The sequence below is a fragment of the Aeromonas sp. s9 genome (assembly GCF_040907765.1).
GTDB classification, from domain to species: Bacteria; Pseudomonadota; Gammaproteobacteria; order Enterobacterales; family Aeromonadaceae; genus Aeromonas; species Aeromonas caviae.
Genome location: NZ_JBFOCK010000015.1, coordinates 45319 through 66534, shown reverse-complemented (window position 1 = coordinate 66534; position 21216 = coordinate 45319). Strand labels below are relative to the sequence as shown.

Annotated in this window: 20 protein-coding genes and 1 tRNA gene; 3 read left to right on the top strand and 18 right to left on the bottom strand. The window is 64.1% G+C overall.

Annotated features, from left to right (window positions below):
* Nucleotides 1–9 precede the first annotated feature (9 nt).
* A complete protein-coding gene (locus tag AB5Y54_RS02415; protein WP_368153181.1) occupies nucleotides 10–1167 on the top strand; it encodes an efflux RND transporter periplasmic adaptor subunit in 1158 nt (385 codons plus the stop codon).
* A 14-nt stretch (nucleotides 1168–1181) separates the two neighbouring features.
* Nucleotides 1182–4310, top strand: coding sequence for a multidrug efflux RND transporter permease subunit (locus AB5Y54_RS02410; protein WP_324034251.1), 3129 nt, complete (start codon nucleotides 1182–1184; stop codon nucleotides 4308–4310).
* Between the two features lie 424 nt (nucleotides 4311–4734).
* On the opposite strand, the gene AB5Y54_RS02405 is transcribed toward AB5Y54_RS02410, so the two are convergent.
* Nucleotides 4735–4822, bottom strand: a tRNA-Ser gene (locus AB5Y54_RS02405).
* Nucleotides 4823–5020: 198 nt separating this feature from the next.
* Here AB5Y54_RS02405 and AB5Y54_RS02400 point away from each other — a divergent pair.
* Nucleotides 5021–5770 (top strand): DsbA family protein, encoded by a 750-nt coding sequence (locus AB5Y54_RS02400; protein WP_039041345.1) that lies wholly within the window; start codon nucleotides 5021–5023, stop codon nucleotides 5768–5770.
* 130 nt (nucleotides 5771–5900) lie between these two features.
* Here AB5Y54_RS02400 and galE read toward each other — a convergent pair whose 3' ends face one another.
* From galE to AB5Y54_RS02315, 17 genes are all read right to left on the bottom strand, one after another.
* Entirely contained in the window at nucleotides 5901–6926 is a 1026-nt protein-coding gene (gene galE / locus AB5Y54_RS02395) for a UDP-glucose 4-epimerase GalE (protein ID WP_052816338.1), read from the bottom strand.
* 85 nt (nucleotides 6927–7011) lie between these two features.
* On the bottom strand, nucleotides 7012–8031 hold the full coding sequence (locus AB5Y54_RS02390; RefSeq protein WP_111896700.1) for a hybrid-cluster NAD(P)-dependent oxidoreductase: 1020 nt from the start codon (nucleotides 8029–8031) through the stop codon (nucleotides 7012–7014).
* A gap of 100 nt (nucleotides 8032–8131) precedes the next feature.
* A complete protein-coding gene (gene hcp, locus AB5Y54_RS02385; protein WP_111896701.1) occupies nucleotides 8132–9781 on the bottom strand; it encodes a hydroxylamine reductase in 1650 nt (549 codons plus the stop codon).
* Nucleotides 9782–10017: 236 nt separating this feature from the next.
* Entirely contained in the window at nucleotides 10018–10485 is a 468-nt protein-coding gene (locus AB5Y54_RS02380; RefSeq protein WP_010673329.1) for a Dps family protein, read from the bottom strand.
* Between the two features lie 129 nt (nucleotides 10486–10614).
* Entirely contained in the window at nucleotides 10615–11157 is a 543-nt protein-coding gene (locus AB5Y54_RS02375) for a DUF3833 domain-containing protein (protein ID WP_080768134.1), read from the bottom strand.
* An 11-nt stretch (nucleotides 11158–11168) separates the two neighbouring features.
* Nucleotides 11169–11711, bottom strand: a complete 543-nt coding sequence (locus AB5Y54_RS02370; protein WP_162624617.1) for a chalcone isomerase family protein — start codon at nucleotides 11709–11711, stop codon at nucleotides 11169–11171.
* Nucleotides 11668–11886: a TIGR02450 family Trp-rich protein gene (locus AB5Y54_RS02365; RefSeq protein WP_010673326.1), complete on the bottom strand. Its 219-nt coding sequence runs from the start codon at nucleotides 11884–11886 to the stop codon at nucleotides 11668–11670. Before AB5Y54_RS02365 ends, AB5Y54_RS02370 begins: the two co-directional genes overlap by 44 nt.
* Nucleotides 11883–12362: a DUF2878 domain-containing protein gene (locus tag AB5Y54_RS02360; RefSeq protein WP_052816343.1), complete on the bottom strand. Its 480-nt coding sequence runs from the start codon at nucleotides 12360–12362 to the stop codon at nucleotides 11883–11885. Before AB5Y54_RS02360 ends, AB5Y54_RS02365 begins: the two co-directional genes overlap by 4 nt.
* 2 nt (nucleotides 12363–12364) lie before the next feature.
* Nucleotides 12365–13621, bottom strand: a complete 1257-nt coding sequence (locus AB5Y54_RS02355) for a class I SAM-dependent methyltransferase (RefSeq protein WP_368153179.1) — start codon at nucleotides 13619–13621, stop codon at nucleotides 12365–12367.
* A 106-nt stretch (nucleotides 13622–13727) separates the two neighbouring features.
* Nucleotides 13728–14507, bottom strand: a complete 780-nt coding sequence (locus tag AB5Y54_RS02350) for a DUF1365 domain-containing protein (protein WP_244073193.1) — start codon at nucleotides 14505–14507, stop codon at nucleotides 13728–13730.
* A complete protein-coding gene (locus tag AB5Y54_RS02345) occupies nucleotides 14504–15763 on the bottom strand; it encodes an NAD(P)/FAD-dependent oxidoreductase (protein ID WP_368153178.1) in 1260 nt (419 codons plus the stop codon). The genes AB5Y54_RS02350 and AB5Y54_RS02345 overlap by 4 nt, the downstream gene beginning before the upstream one ends.
* The gene (locus AB5Y54_RS02340) at nucleotides 15760–16494 is read right to left on the bottom strand and encodes an SDR family NAD(P)-dependent oxidoreductase (protein WP_201901494.1); all 735 of its coding nucleotides are present in this window, start codon (nucleotides 16492–16494) and stop codon (nucleotides 15760–15762) included. Before AB5Y54_RS02340 ends, AB5Y54_RS02345 begins: the two co-directional genes overlap by 4 nt.
* Entirely contained in the window at nucleotides 16491–16919 is a 429-nt protein-coding gene (locus tag AB5Y54_RS02335; RefSeq protein ID WP_368153177.1) for a nuclear transport factor 2 family protein, read from the bottom strand. The genes AB5Y54_RS02340 and AB5Y54_RS02335 overlap by 4 nt, the downstream gene beginning before the upstream one ends.
* A gap of 1 nt (nucleotide 16920) precedes the next feature.
* Nucleotides 16921–18345: a deoxyribodipyrimidine photo-lyase gene (phrB, locus tag AB5Y54_RS02330; protein WP_368153176.1), complete on the bottom strand. Its 1425-nt coding sequence runs from the start codon at nucleotides 18343–18345 to the stop codon at nucleotides 16921–16923.
* Complete coding sequence (locus tag AB5Y54_RS02325) at nucleotides 18342–19229, bottom strand: MerR family transcriptional regulator (protein WP_368153175.1); 888 nt, start codon at nucleotides 19227–19229, stop codon at nucleotides 18342–18344. Before AB5Y54_RS02325 ends, phrB begins: the two co-directional genes overlap by 4 nt.
* 139 nt (nucleotides 19230–19368) lie before the next feature.
* Nucleotides 19369–20313 (bottom strand): DUF523 and DUF1722 domain-containing protein, encoded by a 945-nt coding sequence (locus tag AB5Y54_RS02320; RefSeq protein WP_010673317.1) that lies wholly within the window; start codon nucleotides 20311–20313, stop codon nucleotides 19369–19371.
* A 173-nt stretch (nucleotides 20314–20486) separates the two neighbouring features.
* Nucleotides 20487–21116, bottom strand: a complete 630-nt coding sequence (locus AB5Y54_RS02315; protein ID WP_039041374.1) for an outer membrane beta-barrel protein — start codon at nucleotides 21114–21116, stop codon at nucleotides 20487–20489.
* Nucleotides 21117–21216 lie beyond the last annotated feature (100 nt).

The window sequence follows — 21216 nt, the reverse complement described above, 5'->3', positions numbered from 1 at the left end:
GAGGTGAGTATGATGTTTGTCAAACAGCGGTATGCGGGCGCCCTGCTCGCCGTCATTGCCGTATTCGGATTGGCAGGTTGCGATGGGGCGTCGCAAGCGCAAGATGCGCCGACCCGTCCTCAGGTGTCGGTGATGACGCTGGCAGGGCAGGACCTGGTCATCAGCGAGGATCTGCCCGCCCGGGTAGCCGCGGTGCGCAGCGCCGAAATTCGGGCCCAGATCAGCGGCATCGTGCAGCGCCGCCTGTTCGAGCAGGGTGCCGAGATCAACGCTGGCACCGTGCTCTTCCAGATAAATCCGGCCCCCTTCAAGGCGGATGTCGACAGCGCCGCCGCCGCATTGCAGCGCGCCCAGGCCGTGCTGGCCCGCGCCCGCATCCAGATTGACCGTCTGGTGCCGCTGCTGCGCACCGAGGCCATCAGCCGCCAAACCTATGACGATGCTGTCTCCCAGCGGGATCAGGCGGCCGCCGATGTGGCCCAGGCCAGGGCGACCCTGGCCCGGCACCAGCTGAACCTGCAATTTGCCAGCGTGGAAGCCCCCATCGCCGGGCGCATCGATCAGGCGCTGGTGAGTGAAGGGGCCCTGGTGTCCCCCACCGATGCCACCCCCATGGCCAGGATCCAGCAGATCGATCAGGTCTACGTCGATGTGCGTCAACCGGCCTCTGTGCTGGACACCCTGCGCCAGCAGGCTGGCTCGACGGCACCGGAACTGGCGGTGGACATCCTCGGCAGCGACGGCAAGCCGCTCGGCATGCAGGGGCACATCCTCTTCTCCGGCATCGAGGTGGATGCCGGGACCGGCGACGTACTGCTGCGGGTACTGGTGGACAACCCGGAGCGGCGGCTCTTGCCCGGCCTCTACGTACAGGCGCGCATTCCCCGTGCCCGCTATGCCAACGCCCTGAGCGTGCCTCAGCAGGCGGTGGTGCGCACATCGGGCCAGACCAGCGTGTGGGTGGTGGATGGCCAGGGGCAGGCACAACTGGTTCCGGTCAACACCGCTGAACTGGTGAATAGCCAGTACCGCATCGCGTCCGGGCTCAACGCCGGACAGCGGGTGGTGATCGAGGGGATCGACCGCCTGACCCCGGGGACGCAAGTCATTGCCCATCCCTGGCAATCCCCCGCAGTCAGCCAGCAGGCTGACGCCGGTAACCGTTGAATCGGAGACATTTCATGCCGCAGTTTTTCATTCATCGCCCGGTGTTTGCCTGGGTGATCGCCCTCTTCATCGTGCTGGCGGGGGTCATCGCCATCCCCAAGCTGCCCATCTCCCGCTATCCCTCGGTGGCGCCGGTGTCGGTGACCCTCTATGCCACCTATCCGGGCGCCACGCCGCAGACCCTGAACGATGCGGTGGTGAGCCTGATCGAGCGCGAGCTGTCTGGGGTGAAGAACCTGCTCTACTTCGAGTCGTCGGTAGATGCCTCCGGCAGCGCGCAGATCACCGCCACCTTCAAGCCGGGCACCGATCCGGAGCTGGCCCAGATGGACGTGCAAAACCGCATCAAGGCGGTCGAGCCTCGCTTGCCACAGGCGGTGCGGCAAACCGGCCTGCAGGTGGAGTCCGCCTCGTCCGGCTTTCTGATGATGGTCGGCATGACTTCACCGGATGGCCGCTTCGATGAGGTCGCGCTGAACGACTACATGGCGCGCAATATCGTGCAGGAGCTGCGCCGCATCGACGGCGTGGGGCGAGTGCAGCTGTTCGGCGCCGAGCAGGCCATGCGCATCTGGGTGGATCCGGGCAAGCTCGCCGCCTACGGGTTGACCATCAGCGAGGTGGCGCAGGCCATCGAGCAGCAGAACGTGCAGATTGCACCGGGGCGCCTCGGCGACGAACCCGCCCTGCCTGGCCAGCGACTGACGGTTCCCCTCACGGTACAGGGGCAGCTGACCACTCCCGAGGCGTTCGCCGCCATCGTGCTGCGGGCCGGTAGTAATGGCGCCAAGCTGGTGCTGGGTGACGTGGCCCGGGTCGAGCTGGGGGCGCAATCCTACGCCTTTTCCAACCGCGAGAACGGGGTGGCTGCCACCAGCGCCGCCATTCAGCTCTCCCCCGGCGCCAACGCCGTGCGCACCGCCGATGCGGTGCGTACTCGCCTTGCCCAGCTCTCGCCAACCCTGCCGGCGGGCATGGCCTATTCGATCCCCTTTGACTCGGCCCCCTTCGTCAAGGTCTCCATCGACAAGGTGATCCACACCCTGCTGGAAGCCATGGTGCTGGTGTTCCTGGTGATGTTTCTCTTCCTGCAGAACCTGCGCTACACCCTGATCCCGGCCATCGTCGCCCCCATCGCCCTGCTTGGCACCTTCGCGGTGATGCTGCTGGCCGGCTTTTCCATCAACACCCTCACCATGTTCGGCATGGTGCTGGCCATCGGCATCATCGTCGACGACGCCATCGTGGTGGTGGAGAACGTCGAGCGCCTGATGGCCACCCAGGGGCTATCGCCCCGAGAGGCGACATCGCGGGCCATGAAGGAGATCACCGGGGCGGTGATCGGCATCACTCTGGTGCTCACGGCGGTGTTCATCCCCATGGCGTTCGGCAGCGGCTCCGTGGGGGTCATCTACCAGCAGTTCACCCTGTCGATGGCGGTGTCAATCCTGATTTCCGCCTTCCTGGCCCTGACCCTGACGCCGGCGCTCTGCGCCACCCTGCTGCGTACGATCAGCCCGGATCACCATGAGAAGCGCGGTTTCTTCGGCGCCTTCAACCGGGGCGTCGAGCGGCTCACCGCAGGCTACGGCGTTCGGGTCACCCGGCTGGTCGGGCGCAGCGGACGCATGATGGCTACCTTCGCCGCCCTCTGCGCCGTGCTGGCCATTGCGGCCACCCAGCTGCCCTCCTCCTTTCTGCCGGACGAGGATCAGGGCTACTTCATGACCTCCATCCAGTTGCCGACCGGCGCCACCAGCGAGCGCACCCTGGCCGTCATCAAGGAGTTCGAGGCCCATGTGGCCTCTCGCGAGGCGCTCGACACCAACCTGGTGGTGCAGGGCTTCAGCTTCTCCGGCGCAGGCCCCAATGCCGCCATGGCCTTCACCATGCTCAAAGAGTGGGACCAGCGTCATGGTGCCACGGCTGCCGAAGAGGCTGAGCTGGCACAGGCCGCCATGGCCAACAGCAAGGAAGGCACCGTGATGAGCCTGCTGCCGCCCGCCATCGACGAACTGGGCACCTCTTCCGGTTTCACGCTCTTCCTGCAAGACAGGGCCAACCAGGGGGAGGCCGCGCTGCTGGCCGCCCAGGCGCAACTGCTGGCACTGGCGGCCCAAAGCGAAGTGGTGAGCGATGTCTATCCCGACAGCCTGCCCCCCGGCGAGAGCATTCACCTCGAGATCAACCGGCAGAAGGCCGAGGCCATGGGACTCTCGTTCACCAGCGTGAGCAGCACCCTGTCGGCGGCGATGGGATCGCTCTATATCAACGATTTCCCCAACGGCGGGCACATGCAGCAGGTCATCCTGCAGGCCGACGCGTCGGCGCGCATGCAGCTCGATGACGTACTCGGCCTGCGGGTGCGCAATGCCAGCGGCGGCATGGTGCCCCTGCGGGAGGTGGTGACGCCGACCTGGCGCCAGTCGCCGCAACAGATGATGCGCTTCGAGGGCTTCCCCGCCGTGCGTCTCTCCGGGAGTGCCGCCCCCGGGGTGTCCAGTGGCGCCGCGATGGCGGAAATGGATCGCCTGGTGGCGCAATTGCCGCCAGGCTTCGCCCTGGCCTGGACGGGACAGTCGCTGCAGGAGCGCCAGTCGGCGGCCGAGGCCCCCCTGCTGATGCTGCTGTCGGCGCTGGTGGTCTTCCTGGTGCTGGCCGCGCTCTACGAGAGCTGGTCCATTCCGCTCTCCGTGATGCTGGTGGTTCCCCTGGGCCTGCTCGGCGCCGTGGCGGCGGTGATGCTGCGCGGCATGCCCAACGACGTCTTCTTCAAGGTGGGCATGATCACCATCATCGGTCTGTCGGCCAAGAACGCCATCCTCATCGTGGAGTTTGCCCGCCAGTTGCACGGCGAAGGGCGCTCGCTGCTTGACGCTGCGGTGACCGCCGCCCGCCTGCGCCTGCGCCCCATCCTGATGACGTCGCTCGCCTTCACCCTCGGCGTGGTGCCGCTGATGCTTGCCAGTGGTGCCAGCGCGGAGACCCAGCATGCCATCGGCACCGGCGTGTTCGGCGGCATGATCAGCGGCACCCTGCTGGCCATCTTCTTCGTGCCGGTCTTTTTTGTCTTCGTCATCGGCACCCAGGCGCGCATTCAGGCCTGGAGGGCCAGACGAGCCACGCAGCGGAGAGCGTCATGATGTTGCCCCCTGATGTCTGGCGCTCGGCAATGCCGGCAGGGGGCTGCAGGGAGTGGCTCTCAGCCCTCACTTCCAGTGTCATCACGGGCGCTGTGGTGGCGGCCAAGGTGAGAAGGCATGGGCTGGCAGGAGAGCACGGGAGGCGGGATTATCGTCACTGGCGGCAGCAATCTAACGGCCCAGACAATGACAGCGTTCAGACAACAGAGGCCATCGAGACCGTGAAAGAGACAGGCTCGGCGTTCGAGCCAGACATCCACCGGACTGACGGGCAGCCTGGCCGTGCTCGTCCGCATCTTGTTGGCCACCATTGAAGGAACTGACGGGTGGGAGAGCCCCGCTCAGGTTGTCACTCAATGGCACCTGCATGTAGGTGCGCGAATACGAAAAAGCCCAACTGAATAAATCAGTTGGGCTATATAGATGGCGGAGGAGGTGGGATTTGAACCCACGGATGGTCGCCCATCGCCGGTTTTCAAGACCGGTGCATTCAGCCGCTCTGCCACCCCTCCGCAGCAGTGCGACGCATATTACCCATGCCCCCAGCCCTTGTAAATCCCCACTCCGTTTGTTTGCCCATTTATTGGGCTATCTGGCGCACAAAACCGGCAAAACCGCTGCAAACCGTGCTTTTTCAAGCGGATGGCTTGACTTGAAAACAGACTCACCCACTATAGGGGCCACTACCACATCCCCAGCAAGATGGACTTATGAGAATCAAACATGCCCTGTTCGCCGCCCTGACCGGCGCGACCCTGCTTGCGGCGCCCGTGCAGGCGAGCGAGCTGACCAAGAGCGATGTCGAGCAGATCGTGCGCGACTATCTGGTCAAGAATCCGGAGATCCTGGTCGAGATGTCCAACGCCCTGCGTGCCAAGCAGGAGAGCCAGCAGGCCGAGAACGACAAGACGCTGATAGAAGCCCATGCCAAGCAGCTCTTCGCCAACCAGGATCCCGAGAGCGGCAATCCCAAGGGCAGCCTGACGGTGGTGGAGTTCTTCGACTACAACTGCGGCTACTGCAAGCGCGCTCATCCCCTCATTCAGCAACTGCTCTCTGAGGACAAGGAGATCCGCTACATCTACAAGCAGTTCCCCATCCTGAGCGAAACTTCCTACTACGCCGCCCGCGCGGCGCTGGCGGTGAAGCTCGGCCAGCCCGACAAATACCAGGCCTTCCACGACAAGCTGTACGCCCATCAGGGACCCCTTTCCGACGAAGCCCAGGTGAAAGACGTCGCCAGGGCCGCCGGCGTGGACTGGAGCAAGGTCGAGGCGAAGATCAAGGACGGCAGCATCGATCAGAATCTGGGTACCAACCGGGCGCTGGCCGAAGCCATGGCCATTTCCGGTACCCCGGCCTTTATCATCGGCGATCAGATCCTGCGCGGCGCACCGCGGGATCTGGCCAGCCTCAAGGCTATCATCAAGGATGTCCGCGCCGGCAAGAGCATTCAGTAACCCGCGCGTTGTGCATGAAAAAACGCCCCGGCATGCCGGGGCGTTTTGCTATTCAGGCTGCAAACCATCAGGCCTGATGGGTCGTCGCGAGAAGCTGTCAGCAAGGCGAAGAGCAGCGCATGACCCTTGATCACGGCTTCGCAGCAGGGCCATAACCGTTCGGGTTCTGGCTTTGCCAGCGCCAGGTATCGATCATCATCTGCTCCAGCCCCCGCTCGGCCTGCCAGCCCAGCTCGTCACGGGCCAGGGCCGGTTCAGCCCAGCACTCGGCAATGTCGCCGGGGCGACGGGGCTTGATCTGGTAGGGAATGGCACGGCCACTGGCTGCCTCGAACGCCTTGACCATCTCCAGCACGGAATAGCCCTGACCGGTGCCAAGGTTATAGGTGAAGACGCCGGTATCACTCTTGATGCGGGCCAATGCTTTGAGGTGACCGATGGCGAGATCCACCACGTGGATATAGTCGCGCACCCCGGTGCCGTCCGGGGTCGGATAGTCGTTGCCAAAGACCCCCAGCTCCTTGAGCTTGCCCACGCCGACCTGACTGATGTAAGGCAGCAGGTTGTTGGGGATGCCGTTGGGATCTTCACCGATGAGGCCGCTCTCGTGAGCACCCACCGGGTTGAAGTAGCGCAGCAGCACGATGGCCCAGCGGGGATCTGATTTGGAGAGGTCACGCAGGATCTCTTCGACCATCAGCTTGGAGCGGCCATAGGGGTTGGTGGCGCTGGTGGGGAAATCTTCCCGCAGGGGTACCGAGGCCGGATCCCCATAAACGGTGGCCGAGGAGCTGAACACCAGCCGGAACACGCCGGCCCTGGCCATCTCTTCGCACAGCACCAGGGTGCCGGTCACGTTGTTCTGATAGTAGGTGAGCGGGATCTGGCCGGATTCCCCCACCGCCTTGAGGCCGGCGAAGTGGATCACGGATACTATCCTGTGCTCGGCAAACAGCCGCTGCAGGCAGGCTCTGTCCAGAATGTCCCCTTCCACGAAGGTGACCGGCTTGCCGGTGATCCGCTCGACCCGTTTGAGCGATTCGGGGGAAGCGTTGGAGAGGTTGTCCAGTACTACGACCTGCTGCCCGGTACCAAGCAGCTCGACCAGGGTGTGGGAACCGATGTAACCGGCTCCCCCCGTCACCAGAATTGTCATTTTTTATCCCGTACTTTGCTGAAACTGGGGTTGAGTCTACCCGCACGACCCGCCCGAGAAAAGCTCGGGATACCAATGACGCCCGTCAGTACTCCAGACTCACATCCCCTCTGGCGGTGCAGGAACAGGCCAGCGCCACCCCGTTCTCGAGGTCCTGCGCGCTCAGGGTCATCACGCTCTGGCGCTCGATTTCGCCTTCCGTGGTGCAGCGACAGGCGCCGCACACCCCGGCGCGGCAAGCGGCCATCATGGTCTCCCCCGCCCCCTCCAGTGCCGCCAGCAGGGTCTGACCCGGCAGGATCTTCACCTTCTTGTCGCTCTTTTTGAGGGTCAGCCAGAAGTGGTCGCTGCCGGCCGCAACTGGCGCCGCACTCGATGTTCCAGCAGGCAGGCCGAACGACTCCTGGTGCAACTGCGCTGCCGGCAGTCCCAGCTCCGCCAGCATGGTGCAGACTGCGGTCATGTAGGGGGCAGGCCCGCACAGATAGACGTGGCGCACCAGCAGGTCTGGCGCCAGTTCCCTCAACATGTCCGGTGTGAGCCGGCCAACCCAGGGATGAGCCGTTGGCGCCTCTTCCCCTACTTTCTCCAGCACTAAAGCATGGCGCACACCGGCATGAGCCTCGGCCAGCGAAGCCAGTTCCCTTGCGAAGATCACATCCCCGGGGGTTCTGGCGCTGTGAATAAAGCGAATGTCTGCATCCGGCCGTTTGGCCAGCTCGTCCCGCAGCATGGCCCACATGGGGGTGATGCCGGAACCGGCGCTGAGCAGCAGCGGCCGCTCGCAGGGCAAAGCGGTCAGGTGGAAATCGCCGAAGGGGCCGTCTACCCGGATCTCGTCCCCCACTTGCAGGCTCTGGTGCAGATGGTGAGAGACCAGCCCCACATCCTTGATGGTGACCTGCCAGAAAGGATCCTGCGGGCTGGAGGAGAGGGTGTAGGCGCGGCAGTGAGGCTGGCCGTCAATCATCGTGTGCAGGGTGACGCACTGGCCGGCCAGCACGGAGGGCAGGTCGCCAGCCAGGGGTTCAAATTGCCAGCTCGCCACGTCGTGGGTCTCTGCCCGGCGGGCTATACAGCGCAGGCTCAAAGAGGTGGAGGTCATCGCAAGGCTCCTCTTGCTCGGAAATAGCGTTGAAAAAAGGCGAGCCATCAGGCTCGCCAAAGGCTTACAACATGCTGAGCGTGTAAGGCTGTGTCTTTGCTCAGGCCGCCAGGATCTCGGCGAGATCCGCGTCTGCCGTGGTGGTGCCTTTCAGGCCAAACTGCTCCTCCAGCACCTTGAGCAGGGCCGGGGTGAGGAAGGCCGGGGCGGTCGGGCCGGTGCGGATGTCCTTCACGCCGAGCGCCAGCAGGGTGAGCAAAATGACGATGGCTTTTTGCTCGAACCAGGAGAGCACCAGGGTCAGCGGCAGATCGTTGACGCCGCACTCGAACGCGTCGGCGAGCGCCAGGGCCAGCTGGATGGCGGAGTAGGCATCATTGCACTGACCCACGTCCAGCAGGCGCGGAATGCCGCCGATGTCGCCGAAATCGAGCTTGTTGAACTTGTACTTGCCGCAGCCCAGGGTCAGCAGCAGGCTGTCCTGCGGGATCGCCTTGGCAAACTCGGTGTAGTAGGCGCGCTCGGCACGGTCGCCGTCACATCCCCCCACCAGGAAGAAGTGGCTGATTTCGCCAGCCTTGACCTTGTCGATCACTGCGGGAGCGGCCTGCATCAGGGCGTTGCGGGCAAAACCGATGGTGATGAAGTGCTCGAGCTCAACGTGCTTGAAGCCTTCCAGCGCTTGCGCCTTGGCGATAACGACGGAGAAATCTTCCCCTTCCAGGTGGGTCACGCCCGGCCAGCCGACGATGGAGCGGGTGAAGATGCGATCGCTGTAGTTGCCCACGTTCGGGTCGATGATGCAGTTGGAGGTCATCACCACGGCGCCCGGGAAGTTGGCAAACTCCTTCTGCTGGTTCTGCCAGGCGGAGCCGTAGTTGCCCACCAGGTGCGGGTACTGCTTGAAGAAGGGGTAGGCCAGGGCCGGCAGCATCTCGCCATGGGTGTAGACGTTGATGCCAGTGCCCCTGGTCTGCTCCAGGATGAGCTTGAGATCCACCATGTCGTGGCCGGAGACCAGAATACACTTGCCCGGTACCGGAGTGACGCGTACCTGAGTCGGCTCGGGGTGGCCGAAGGCGGTGGTTTCACCGAGATCCAGCATCTCCATGATCTTGAAGTTCAGCAGGCCAATGTCCATGGCGCACTTGAACAGGGGATCCAGATCGCAGGGATCCGTGCCGAGCCAGCTCATGATGCGATGGAATTCGGCGGCGACCCCGGCATCCTGCTGATCCAGCACCCGGGCGTGTTCCATGTAGGCGGCGGCACCCTTGAGGCCATAGAGGCAGAGCAGGCGCAGCCCCATGATGTCTTCGTTGACCTCGTTTTTGCCCCGGTTGACCGCGGTCTGCGGCGCCTGGGCAAGCTGGGCCAGCAGATCGGCACCCGGCTCGAAGCGGGCGGCAGCGGGCAGTGCATCGGCCTGTACCGCCAGCGGTGCCAGCTTGGCGGCCAGTTGCTGGCGATAGGCCAGCGCCTGGTTGACGTAGGCGACGATGCGAGCGGAGTCGAAGTTGACGTTGGTGAGGGTGGCAAAGAACGCCTTGGGCACGAAAGCGTCTATTTCGCTGTCGACGATGCCGTGCTCGCGGGCCGCCAGGGCCCAGGCGCTGAGCCCTTGCAGGGTATAGATCAGCACATCCTGCAGATCAGAAGTTTCAGCCGTCTTGCCGCACATGCCTTGTGCATAGGCGCAGCCGTTGCCTGCCGGGGTACGAATAGTCTGTTCACATTGCACACAAAACATCATGTCTCTCCTAATTGGACATTTCAGTTATCTGTTTTGTGGCGATTCTATTCCCCTCCTGGAAAACTTAATAGGCATTCAATTTACCAATTAACATTTCATTGATGCAGATCAAATAGAAAAAAGCCGCCCAAATCGGGCGGCAAGCGGGTGGGAAATCAAGGAGAGACAACTCGGGTGTGCAACAACAGGGGCAATGATACGGGCCGGAGCATGGGCAGCCGGCCCCAGGTTCATCAGGCCAGATAGGCGCGCAGCATCCAGACCAGTTTTTCCTGCTGCTGCACATAGTCGGAGAGGATGGATGCAGTCCCTTCATCACCGGCATCGGCGGCCTGACCCAGGATGCGGCGCTGGGCAACCAGCAGTTCGCGGAAGCTCGCCAGCAGGGATTCCACGCAGGCACGACCGTCATGCAGCCCCTTCTGCTCGGGGATGGCGGACACCTGGATGTAGTCGCTGAAGCTGTGCAGGGGCACGCCATCCAGGGTCAGAATGCGTTCGGCCAGGGCATCGACTTTCAGCAGCAGGTCGTTGTAGATCTCTTCGAATTTCAGGTGCAGCTCGAAGAACTGGTTGCCGCGGATGTTCCAGTGGAAGCCACGGACGTTCATGTAGAGGATCTGGTAGCTGGCCAGCAGCTTGTTGAGCTCGGCGGCCAGGGCTTGTGATTGAACGGTATCAAGACCAATGGGGCTCTTCATGATTCACCTCCAGGTGGTAAGCATTATCGGGAACGGAGTCAGCTTATCCAGAAGCAGACTCAAAGGACAATCGTCTGTGCCTTGCCGATCCATAGCCAATGGCTATCGTCGGCAAAAATGCAACGGCTTTCATTGCTCAAGCCGTTCGATATAGAGGATCACCTCGCCGAGGTGAATGCCGAACTTGCTGATCTTCGCGCGGTTGATCAGGCGATCGTCGTCCAGCAGATACATCCAGTCATCAAAGCTCACCCTCACCACGCTCTCATCCGGCAGTGCCAGATCGAGTTGATAACGCCAGTTGAGGGCAAAGCCCTCTGTCTTGCCTACCGCCTCCCCCACCACGTCTGAAGCCGTGCCGCGCCAGTGGCCATCCGCCCCCTTGCTCAAAAACCAGGTGCGGGTCTGCCGACGGCCATCATCGAAGTAAAACTGCTCGAACAGCTCCCCCTTGCCCTCTCGCCAGTGCCCCTGCATCTCGACCCGAAAGCGACTGGTCACTTCGCCGCTGCGGTCCGTCACCAGGCCGTGGGCCACCAGCTTGCCATTGAAGAAACGGGCGAGATCCCAGCCCGGCCGGGAGCCGCGATAATCGTCAAGACCCGCGCCGCAACCAGAGAGCCACAGCAGGGGCAGCAACCAGGCAAGACGCCACCAGGAAGAGAACTTCATGGAATACTCCATCAGGATTGGCCGCGCAGACGGCGGGTCAGAGCGGGATCCCGGCTGTCGTCAGTCAGCCAGATAGCAAGAAACGCGGGGGCGAAGGCGGGATCATCAAGAGAGCCAAGGAGGCGATCTCGCAACCAGAAGTGGCCCGTGCCTTGCTCGTCCACATAAAAAACCAGCTTGTCGCCGGGGGCGACATCCGGCCAGAGCGTGGCCAGTCGAGCCAGCCAGCGTTGGCGCTCACTCTCGCTACCAAGGCCGAGCCGCTGCCACTCGGCGGCGGTCGCCTCCAGCAGATCCTGGCGCTCGATGGCCCTCGCGTAGGTAATGCTGAGGGCCTGCGGGTAGCGCCCCGGCTGATAGCGACCGCTCTCGCTGTAGAGGGTGGCGTCATAGATCTTGAACCAGAGCCAGCGCATCTCCCCCTGTCCCACGGTTCGCAGCCCCTGCCAGGGGGCGGCAACACTCTGGGCGGTCGCAAGCAGTGGCAGGCTCAAGGCCGCCAGCAGCAGGCTAGTTCCACCCCATGTGCCAACGGGCGGGATCCTCCAGTTCATGCCAGTCCATCTCCTGTTCCTGCAGGGTGTTGATATCCTGCATCACCACGCTCGCCAGATGCCCCTGGGCATCGCGCTGGCAGGCCACCACCAGGTAGAAACGCTCGGCCAGCTCGCACTGGCCATCCCTGGTCCACTTGGAAAACAACAAGGTGTCGGTCGAAAAGGTGTTCATCTCGTCTCACCCTCCAGCTTGACCGTTACCCACAGGAGTACGGGTAACCACCACATCCAGATCACCGCCAGCAGCACTGCGCTTGTCCAGATGCCCCAGGGTAAGTTTACTGCCCCCATGGCGGCCCCCGCCATATAGGAGGAGGCGCCCCCCACCATGCCGAACAGCCCCTGTTGCCAGCGCGGCAAGAGGCGAAGCCAGGGAAGGCCGTGGGAGAGGGTCAGGGCGAAACCGCACCAAAGCAGCAACAGCCAGAGCGGAAAACCGGACGGAAAGTGAAACAGGCCGAGGCGCCAGAGCAGGATGTCGAGCAGGCAGCCTGCCAGGGCGACCGGGATGAGGCGCCAGTCCTGCCCGCGGCGGGGGGAGAAGATGAAATGGAGCAGCAGCATCCCGAGCAGCGGGCCCGGTTGCTGCCATCTCACCGCCAGCAACCAGTAGAGGTTGAATCCCAGCAGGTGGGCCCACTGCCACATGATCAGCGACCGTGTGCCGGCAAGTCCCCGGACCAGCCATGGGGCCCCGGCTTGGCGGCCTCCAGTTGCACCAGGCTGATGGCCCGCTCCCAGAATCCCCCTTCACAGTAGACGAAATAGAAGTGCCAGAGCCGGATGAAATCCTGGCTGTAACCGAGCTTGGGCAGCTCCGGAGCCAGCGCCAGGAAGCGTTCGCACCAGTGGGCCAGGGTACGGGCATAGTGGTGGCCGTGATCGTGCAGCCGTACCAGCTGCATGTCGGTCTCCCGCGCCAGCAGACCCGCCATCTGGGAGACGCAGGGCAGGCAGCCTCCCGGGAAGATGTAGCGCTGGATGAAGTCCACCCCGCGCAGATACTGGGCGTGACGCTGATCGGCGATGGTGATGGCCTGGATCAGCAGGCGTCCGCCGGGCTTGAGCAGGCGCGACAACTGGCGGAAATAGTCGGGCAGGAAGGCGTGCCCCACCGCCTCGATCATCTCGATGGAGACCAGCTTGTCATAGCGTCCCTCCAGCTTGCGGTAATCCTCCAGCAGCAAGGTGATGCGATCCCCCAGCCCCTCCCGCTCGATCCACGCCTTGGCATAGTCGTGCTGGGCCCGGGAGATGGTAGTGGTGGTGACCCGGCAGCCGTAGTGACGGGCCGCATAGACGGCGAGACCGCCCCAGCCGGTGCCTATCTCCAGCAGGTGGTCGTCCGGCCCAAGCTCAAGCCGCTCACAGATGGTGTGCAGCTTGGCCTGCTGCCCCTCCTCCAGGGTGGCATCCGGGTGGGGATAGATGGCGCTCGAATACTGCATGTGATCGTCGAGAAAGCCCTGATAGAGGGTGTTGCCAAGGTCATAGTGGGCGGCGATGTTGGCACGCGAACCGGTCAGGGTATTGCGATTGAACCAATGGCGCACCTTGTTGAACGGGAAGCTGAGCCAGCCGAGGCGCCGTTCCAGGGCGTCGAGCAACGGCAGATTGCGGGCCAGCAAGCGCACCAGTGCCACCGGCTCCGGGCTGGTCCAGAGACCCTCCACCCAGGTCTCTCCTGCGGCGATGCTGCCCCCCAGCAGCAGGCGGCGATAAAACGCCGGATCCTGCACCACCAGCTCGGCATGCAGGTCGCTGCCCGCCTTGCCGAAACGGTGGCACTCGCTGCCGTCGTGGAGCACCAGCTGGCCCTGCTCAAGGCGCGCCAGCAATTTGAGCAGCAGTTGCTTGGCCCCCTTGTCGATGAAAGAGGCAGAGAGGGTTGATTGAGCAAGTTCCATTAGCGGCTCTCCGAATGGGTCAAGAGTGGGGTCGTTCGGTTGGGATGAACCCGCGCCATGGGCTGCTGACAACACCAGGAAGCGGAATTAAACGGGTGTGTCAGCGTCACGGGCGGCTCTCCGGATGGGTGAAGACGGGGGTGCGTTTGATAAAAAGGCGCAGGGCCTGCCAGTAGATCCCGAGCAGCACCTTCAGGGTCATCCAGGGCCAGCGAGCCAGCAGCGCCGCCAGCCCGCTGCGGCACCAGGGCGCGCGGCGCAGGGCCAGGGTGGCGTCAAACAGCTTGTTCTCACCGGATACGGGGTGACTCTCGATATGGATCAGCGCCTCCTCTTTCGGCGCCCGGATGCGCCAGTGGTAGCGCATCCCCAGTCCCATGAAGGGGGAGACATGAAAATCCTTGTCATGGGGAGAGAGCGCCGCCAGATCCAGCAGGTAGTAGTGGCGCTCGTTCCAGGGGGTATTGGAGACCTCCGCCAGCAGGTAGCGGGTCTCCCCCGCCCGATCGCAGAAGTAGAAATTGACCGGGCTGAAATAAAACCCGAGGCAGCGCACGTTGCCAAGGAGCAGCACCCGCCCGCCGGACTCCGCATCTCCCCCAAGGGCCGCCACCTTGTCCCAGACCGCCTGCTTGAGGGGCCCTTCGCTGCCCCGCAGATAGTCCTCGCGGCGAAACGAGAGCAGTCCGGCCCGCTCCACGGCAAACCAGCGCCCCTGCTCAAGCCCGGGCAGTTCGTCCAGATCCAGCCCCAGCATGAAGAGGCTGTAGGAAAAGGCGTGGGGACGCGGCGCGAAGCGGCGGTGGCGCACCGAGCCTTGCCAGATGGCGCTGATCCCCTCCCCCATTCCCTCGTCCCCTTGCGTCAAGGCCGCGGCGCCGCTCATAGCTCGGCCCCGAAGCGTCTGGCCACGTCCAGGGCGCTGCGCACCCCGTCCTCATGAAAACCGTTGTACCAGTAAGCCCCGCAGAAGTGGGTGCGCTGATGGCCACAGATCTCTCCCCGTCGCTGCTGGGCGGCGATGGAGCCCTGATTGAATACCGGATGATGATAGACGAAACGGCGCAACACCTTGCTCTCGTCCACCCGTCCACGGGGATTGAGGCTGACGCAGAAGGGCGCTGGGGAGCTCACCCCCTGCAGGATGTTCATGTTGTAGCTCACCAGGGGGCGCGCCCCGTCATCCTCACCGAGCTGGTAGTTCCAGCTCGCCCACGCCTTGCGGCGCATCGGCAAACAGGAGGCGTCGGTGTGCAGCCAGACGTCGTTGGCCTGATAGGGCATGTTCCCGAGGATGGCCCTCTCTCCGTCGCTCGCATCCGCCAGCAGGGCCAGGGCCTGATCGCTGTGACAGGCGAAGATCACCTCGTCAAAATGGGCCTCCTGCCCCTGGCTGGTGACCACGACGCCATCCGCCACCCGGCGCACCGCCTCCACCGGGGTAGCGAGGCGGATGCGCGACTGCCAGCCCGCCGTGAGCGGCCCTATGTACTCTCGCGAGCCACCCGGGATCACATACCACTGGGGCCGGTTCGCCACCTCCAGCAGCCCGTGGTTGGCGAAAAACCGCAGGAAGAAGCTCAAGGGGAAGGCACGCATGTCCGCCAGGGTGGAGGACCAGATGGCCGCTCCCATGGGCAGGATGTAGTGGCGGGCGAAATAGTCGCTGAATTTCCCCGCCTGCAGGAAGTCCCCCAGGGTCAGCTCGGGGGTCAGCTCCCGCTGGCGATGCGCGGCCAGCCAGGCCCGCGCCTCCCGGTTGAAGCGCAGTATCTCGGCGACGAAGCGATAGAAGCGCGGGCTCAGCAGATTGCGGCGCCGGGCGAACAGGGTATCGAGGTTGTGGCCGTTGTACTCCATCCCCTCGGGACTATTGACCGAGAAGCTCATCTCGGCGGGTTGGCGCCCCACCCCGATGCGCTCCAGCAATTTGAGGAAGTTGGGATAGGTGCGGTCATTGAAGACGATGAAGCCGGTGTCGATGGCATAGTGGCGCCCAGCCTGTTCCACCTCCACGGTGGCGGTGTGGCCTCCCAGGGTCGGCGCCGCCTCGAACAGGGTGATGTCATGCAGCTTGTGGAGCAGAAAACCGGCGGTAAGACCGGAGATACCGGAGCCGACGATGGCGATCTTTTTCTTCATGAAGGGCGTCCTTTCGAAACGAGTGTGCGGCCAAGGCGCAGCCAGAGCCCCGTCGGCAGGGCGCCGAGCAGGCGCAGCAGCCAGATGAAGCGACGGGGAAAATGGATCTGGTGGCGACCGGCGGCAAGCCCCGTCATGATGGCGCGGGAAGCCTCTTCCACCGTCACCAGGCAGGGCATGGGAAAATCATTCTTGTCGGTGAGCGGCGTCTGCACGAAGCCCGGGCGGATCAGGGTCACCCCTATGCCCTTGCTGGCCAGATCCAGGCGCAACGTATCCGCCAGATAATCGAGGGCCGCCTTGGAGGCGCCATAGGCCTCCGCCCGTGGCAGGGGCAGCCAGCTCACCGAGGAGCTGACGATGGCAAGCCGTCCACCCGCCCCCAGCCGCGGCAGCAAGGCGGCCAGGGCGTTGCCGGTGGCGATGAGGTTGGTCTCGATGACCCGGGCAAACAGGGCGCCGTCAAAGCCTTCTGCCGGATCCATGTACTCGCAGTTGCCCGCATTGAGAATGAGCAGGTCGAGGGCGGGCAGGCTCGCGGCCACCCCGGCCATGGCGGCGCTGTCGCGCGCATCGAATTGCAAAGGGGTGATCCCCTGGTCGGCCAGTGCCTGCAAGCGCACCTCGTCCCGGCCACAACCCCACACCTGCCAGCCGGCGCGCCGATAATCCAGCGCCAGCTGGCGGCCGATGCCCGAGGTGGCCCCGGTGATCAGCACCCGGCCGCTCATGTCCCCAGCCTCCCCTTGATGGCCCGTACCACGGGCCCCAGCAGCGGCAACTGCTCGTAGAGCATGGCCCCGAGATCGAAGTAGTCCCGGTGCAGGCACACCTTGCCCCAGAAGTCGAACGTCAGCCGGGTGGCCCCCTCCACCCTGACGGCCCGGCCACCGGCAATCCTGGGGTGGGAGAAGGTCATGACCCAGGCGAGCCAGGCTTCGTTGCCCGACTGCTGCTGACTCGTTATCTCGAAACTGCACTGGGCAAGGCGCTCATAAAGGGAGGAAAAGTAGCGGGTGAGCGCGGCCAGCCCCTCTATCCGGTGCGCAGGATCGATGAAGATCACCTCATCGGCATAGACCTCCGGCAAGCGGTGCAACTGATGCTTGTCCAATTGCAGGTAGAGGATGACAAAGCGGGCCAGCGCGTCATTCATGCTAGTTTTTCTCCAGTTCGCGGAACATCTCGATGGCCCTCACCCGTGCAACGGCATGATCCACCATGGGGGCCGGATAATCCTGCCGCCCCTTGAGCCGCAACCAGTCGTGGGGCTCGTGGAGATAGGCAGCAGGCACATCCGCCAGCTCAGTGACCCAGGTATGAATGAACTCCCCTTGTGGATCAAATCGTTGCCCCTGGGTGGTGGGGTTGAAGACCCGGAAATAGGGCGCCGCATCGGCCCCTGTCCCCGCCGCCCACTGCCAGCCGCCATTATTGGCCGCCAGATCCCCGTCGATGAGCCGACTCATGAAGTAGTCCTCCCCAAGCCGCCAGTGGATGTGGAGATCCTTGGTGAGGAAGCTCGCCACTATCATCCGCAGCCGGTTGTGCATCCAGCCGGTGGCGTTGAGGCAACGCATGGCCGCATCGACCACGGGGTAGCCGGTGCGCCCCTCGCACCAGGCGGCGAAGGCATCCGGATCCCAGCTCCACGGCAGGGCCGCCGTCTCCGGCTTGAAGGGGCGGTTCATGGAGAGGCTCGGGATCAGCACCAGCAAGTGGCGGTAGAACTCGCGCCAGATGAGCTCGTTGAGCCAGACAAAACCGGGTTGGGCCTTCGACAGGGGCCGGTAGCCGAGACGCTGCTGCAGCGCCCCCACGCACTGGCGGGCACTGATGATGCCCGCCGCCAGATAGGGGGAGAGCACGGAGGTGCCCGCCAGCGCCGGAAAGTCCCGGGTCTCGCCGTAATCGAGCACCGCCTGATCCAGAAAAGCGTGCAACCGGCGTCTCGCCTCGGCCTCCCCCACCGGCCAGCGGGTGTCCGGCGTCAGATCCCCCAGCCCGTCGTCCACCCACTCCCGCTCGGCCAGTGGCAGCCACGGCAACGGCTCGCCGCGTGGTGCGGGGGCACGGTGAATGACGAAACCATCCTCCTCGAGAGCCTTGAGCCAGGCGCGGCTGAAGGGGGTGAAGACCTTGAACATCTCCCCCGACCCGGTCAGCACCCGACCGGGCGGCAGCACGCAGCAGCCGTTGAACCAGTGGCTGGTCATGCCCTGCTCCCCCAGCGCGGCGCTGACGGTGTGGTCGCGGCGCAGCTCGTCAATCTCGATGGCCTGGTTGGCGTAGAGCTGGCTCACCCCGAGCTCCCGGCAGAGCGCCGTCAGCGCCGTCGGCACCTCGGCAAAGGTCTCGACCCGCAGCAGATGAAGCGGAATGCCGAGGGCCGCCAGCTCGCGGCCCATGGCATCCACCTGTGCCAGCATGAAGCGCTGGCGGACCGGGGCCAGCTTGTGCGCCTGCCACTGGGTCGGCGAGACGATGAAGAGTGCGGCGACCGGTTCATCTCCGGCGCAGGCGTGGCGCAGGGCCGGGTTGTCGGCCAGACGCAGATCGTTGCGAAACCAGACCAGCCTCATGACGGTGTTCTCCCGCCCTTGCCCTTCGCCTTGGCAGTGCGGGGCGTCGCATTGACCTCTGCCAGGGTGGCGTGCCAGTTGCGGGCACGCCGCCACGGCTCATCGTAGAGGCGTCCCAGCTCGCCAAAGAAGCGGGTACCCGCAGGCCATTCGGCGGCCTGGTCCTGCTTGCCGAGCCCGGCCCCCAGCAGGATCAGCCAGGGGGGTGTGGCGCGCCCCTCCAGCAAGGTGGCATGGCGGGGCTCCACCGCCCCCAGCAGTTGCACCTCATATCCCTGACCGATGAGCTCATACGCAGCCCAGACCAGATCCAGCGGCCCCACCTGCCCCCAGCTTGCCAGGGTGACGGGGACGCCCTTCTCCTGCTCGATGAGGTGGCGGGCGAAGCGGGTATGCAGCCAGCCGAGCCACACCTGTTGCAGCAGCTCGCCATCGGGGCGCTCGCGCCACAGCCCCAGCAGCCGCTCCACCAGGGGCTGCAGCACCCGGTTGCGCACCAGCTCGAAGGGGTAGCTCGTCAGCAGATCGCCAAGCTCGGCCTCCGCCTTGCGCTGGTTGAAGGCAAGCAGCGCCTGGCTGAACTGCTCCAGGGTCTGCTGCCAGTGATCGCTCACTGGCGCACTCTGGGGCTCGCTCAACAGCCCCTTCACCTGACCTATGCTCACTCCCCGCTCCAGCCAGCTCAGGATCTCGCCTATCTGGCGGATATCCTGCTCGCTGTAGAGGCGATGGCCCTTCTCGGTTCGGGCCGGTTGCACCAGCCCGTAGCGGCGCTGCCAGGCGCGCAGGGTGACGGCGTTGACGCCGGTGAGGCGGGAGACCTCGCGAATGGGGTAGACGCCCTCGTCGGGGAGAGGCGCGGCTGCTTGTGATTCATCAGACATGAGAGAGTCCATCAGACGTTGGGAAGAGGCCCCGGTGATCCGCCGGGGCCTGCACAGGGTGTTCAGAGCCCGTAGCGCAGCTTGAGCGTGTCGGGATGAAGGTCGAGGTAGGCCTGATCGGCCAAATCCAGCCACACCTTCACAGCCCGTAACGCAATTTCAGCGTGTCGGGATGGGGATTGAGGTACACCTGCTCGGCGAGATAGGGGTTCGGGTACTCGCGCAGGTAATGGCGGATCAGGGTAAGGGGCACCAGCAGCGGGAAGACCCCGGTGCGGTACTTGTCGATGGTGTCGCACAGCTCCTGCTTCTGGGCCGGGGTCAGCACCCGCTTGAAGTAGCCCTGCAGGTGCATCAGCACATTGGTGTGGCTGCGGCGGTTGGCCCGCAGGGTCAGCGCCGCCATCAACCCCTGGATGTAGCTGTCGGCCACCTCCTGCAGGTTGGCCTTGCCAAGGTTGGCGAGCAGGCGCCCCAGCGCCCGGTAGTGGGTGGTGGCGTGGGAGAGCACCAGGTACTTGTAGCGTGAATGGAAGCGGATCAGGGCTGAGGCGGTGATCCCCCGGGCGCAAAGCTGCTGCCAGTCGTGATAGGCAAAGACCCGCAGGACGAAGTTCTCCCGCAGGATGGGGTCGCACAGGCGGCCATCTTCCTCCACCGGCAGCAGGGGGTTGGCCTCCATCAGCGCCTTGGCGAAGAGGCCGACCCCCTCCTTGGCGCTCCCCTCGTTGTTGGCGCCATAGATGCGCACCCGCTCCATGCCGCAGCTGGGGGACTTGGCGCAGAGGATGTAGCCGGAGAGGAAGTCGAGCTGGCGTGCCTTCTGCTCGCTGAAGGCAATCAGCTTGTCGGTGACGTCGAAGCTGCCGTTGCTTGCCTCGGCCCGCACCTCGCCCTGGCGCTTCACCAGCCGGATGGCGGCGCGGGGAGCCCCCAGGCCAATGGCCATCTCGGGGCAGACGGGGTGATAGTCGAAATGGGCGCCCAGATCCCGTTCACAGAAGCTGGAGCGTTTGTGGCCCCCGTCGAACCGCACTTCCTGACCGAGCAGACAGGCACTGATACCGACCTTTATCTTGTACATGATGAAGCCCCTTGTATAAGCCTTGAGTAAGTTATAGCAGTTATACAAAAGATTGGAAGCTGTATAACTATTGCGAACTGATACGGCCAGGGGGCGGCGGGCGGATCAGCCCCCATAAAAAAAACCCATGACCGAAGTCATGGGTAAAGGTGAAGACCCTGCAGGAAGGATCATCAGAAGCTGTATTTCACACCCAGGCTGGAGATGGAGCCTTTTTGCAGATCCCAGTTGCGATAGGTGTAGTCGGCGGTGAGGGCCAGGTTCTGGGTCAGCTTGTAGGCCGCCCCCGCCTTGAAGTCGTGCATGTCGTCGGTCATGTTGGCGTAGCGATAGCCGGTGGAGAGCTCGACGGCGCCGATGTCGTAGCGCAGGCCCACTTCTCCGTAGAGGCTGCCGCTCTTCTTGCGGGCCAGGGTATCCCAACCGGAATGGTTCACATCGGAGGCCAGCTCCCGTTCCAGGCTGTAGCCCATCAGGCCGGTTTCACCGTAGAGGTTCAGGCCAGTGCTGAGGGGGGTGTAGACACCCATCCCCAGGCTGGAGATGGCCATGCTGTCGTTGCCGCTGCTGCGGGAGGTGTATTCGCTGCCGATCCGGCCATAGACATTGCTGGTGAAGCTCTTGGAGAGATCCAGGCTCAGGCCGCCGAAGTCGCGGTTCTCCCCATCCTTGCCACCGATGTAGTCAGACTTGGTGTGGGCCCAGGTGGCAGAGCCCTTGGCATAGCTGAAGGCATCTTGCGCCAGGACGGAGGTGGAAGAGAGACCGGCCAGAACCAGAACAGACAGTGCGATCTTTTGCATTTTGTTGACTCCATGGGTTGAGTTAGGCGGACCTAACTGGAATGGAGCCATTGTGACGGGCAAAGGGGGCAACGCCGAGGAGCAAGCTGTTGCCAAACCA

Bases quoted from the DNA above. Each gene is read 5' to 3' on its own strand.
- AB5Y54_RS02410 (WP_324034251.1), top strand. From the start codon at position 1,182: ATGCCGCAGTTTTTCATTCATCGCCCGGTGTTTGCCTGGGTGATCGCC.
- AB5Y54_RS02345 (WP_368153178.1), bottom strand. From the start codon at position 15,763: ATGAAGAAAAAGATCGCCATCGTCGGCTCCGGTATCTCCGGTCTTACC.
- AB5Y54_RS02415 (WP_368153181.1), top strand. From the start codon at position 10: ATGATGTTTGTCAAACAGCGGTATGCGGGCGCCCTGCTCGCCGTCATT.
- AB5Y54_RS02380 (WP_010673329.1), bottom strand. From the start codon at position 10,485: ATGAAGAGCCCCATTGGTCTTGATACCGTTCAATCACAAGCCCTGGCC.
- galE (WP_052816338.1), bottom strand. From the start codon at position 6,926: ATGACAATTCTGGTGACGGGGGGAGCCGGTTACATCGGTTCCCACACC.
- AB5Y54_RS02325 (WP_368153175.1), bottom strand. From the start codon at position 19,229: ATGTCTGATGAATCACAAGCAGCCGCGCCTCTCCCCGACGAGGGCGTC.
- AB5Y54_RS02320 (WP_010673317.1), bottom strand. From the start codon at position 20,313: ATGTACAAGATAAAGGTCGGTATCAGTGCCTGTCTGCTCGGTCAGGAA.
- AB5Y54_RS02360 (WP_052816343.1), bottom strand. From the start codon at position 12,362: ATGTGGCAGTGGGCCCACCTGCTGGGATTCAACCTCTACTGGTTGCTG.
- hcp (WP_111896701.1), bottom strand. From the start codon at position 9,781: ATGTTTTGTGTGCAATGTGAACAGACTATTCGTACCCCGGCAGGCAAC.
- AB5Y54_RS02375 (WP_080768134.1), bottom strand. From the start codon at position 11,157: ATGAAGTTCTCTTCCTGGTGGCGTCTTGCCTGGTTGCTGCCCCTGCTG.
- AB5Y54_RS02335 (WP_368153177.1), bottom strand. From the start codon at position 16,919: ATGAATGACGCGCTGGCCCGCTTTGTCATCCTCTACCTGCAATTGGAC.
- AB5Y54_RS02315 (WP_039041374.1), bottom strand. From the start codon at position 21,116: ATGCAAAAGATCGCACTGTCTGTTCTGGTTCTGGCCGGTCTCTCTTCC.
- AB5Y54_RS02400 (WP_039041345.1), top strand. From the start codon at position 5,021: ATGAGAATCAAACATGCCCTGTTCGCCGCCCTGACCGGCGCGACCCTG.
- AB5Y54_RS02370 (WP_162624617.1), bottom strand. From the start codon at position 11,711: ATGAACTGGAGGATCCCGCCCGTTGGCACATGGGGTGGAACTAGCCTG.
- phrB (WP_368153176.1), bottom strand. From the start codon at position 18,345: ATGAGGCTGGTCTGGTTTCGCAACGATCTGCGTCTGGCCGACAACCCG.
- AB5Y54_RS02365 (WP_010673326.1), bottom strand. From the start codon at position 11,886: ATGAACACCTTTTCGACCGACACCTTGTTGTTTTCCAAGTGGACCAGG.
- AB5Y54_RS02340 (WP_201901494.1), bottom strand. From the start codon at position 16,494: ATGAGCGGCCGGGTGCTGATCACCGGGGCCACCTCGGGCATCGGCCGC.
- AB5Y54_RS02355 (WP_368153179.1), bottom strand. From the start codon at position 13,621: ATGGAACTTGCTCAATCAACCCTCTCTGCCTCTTTCATCGACAAGGGG.
- AB5Y54_RS02350 (WP_244073193.1), bottom strand. From the start codon at position 14,507: ATGAGCGGCGCCGCGGCCTTGACGCAAGGGGACGAGGGAATGGGGGAG.
- AB5Y54_RS02390 (WP_111896700.1), bottom strand. From the start codon at position 8,031: ATGACCTCCACCTCTTTGAGCCTGCGCTGTATAGCCCGCCGGGCAGAG.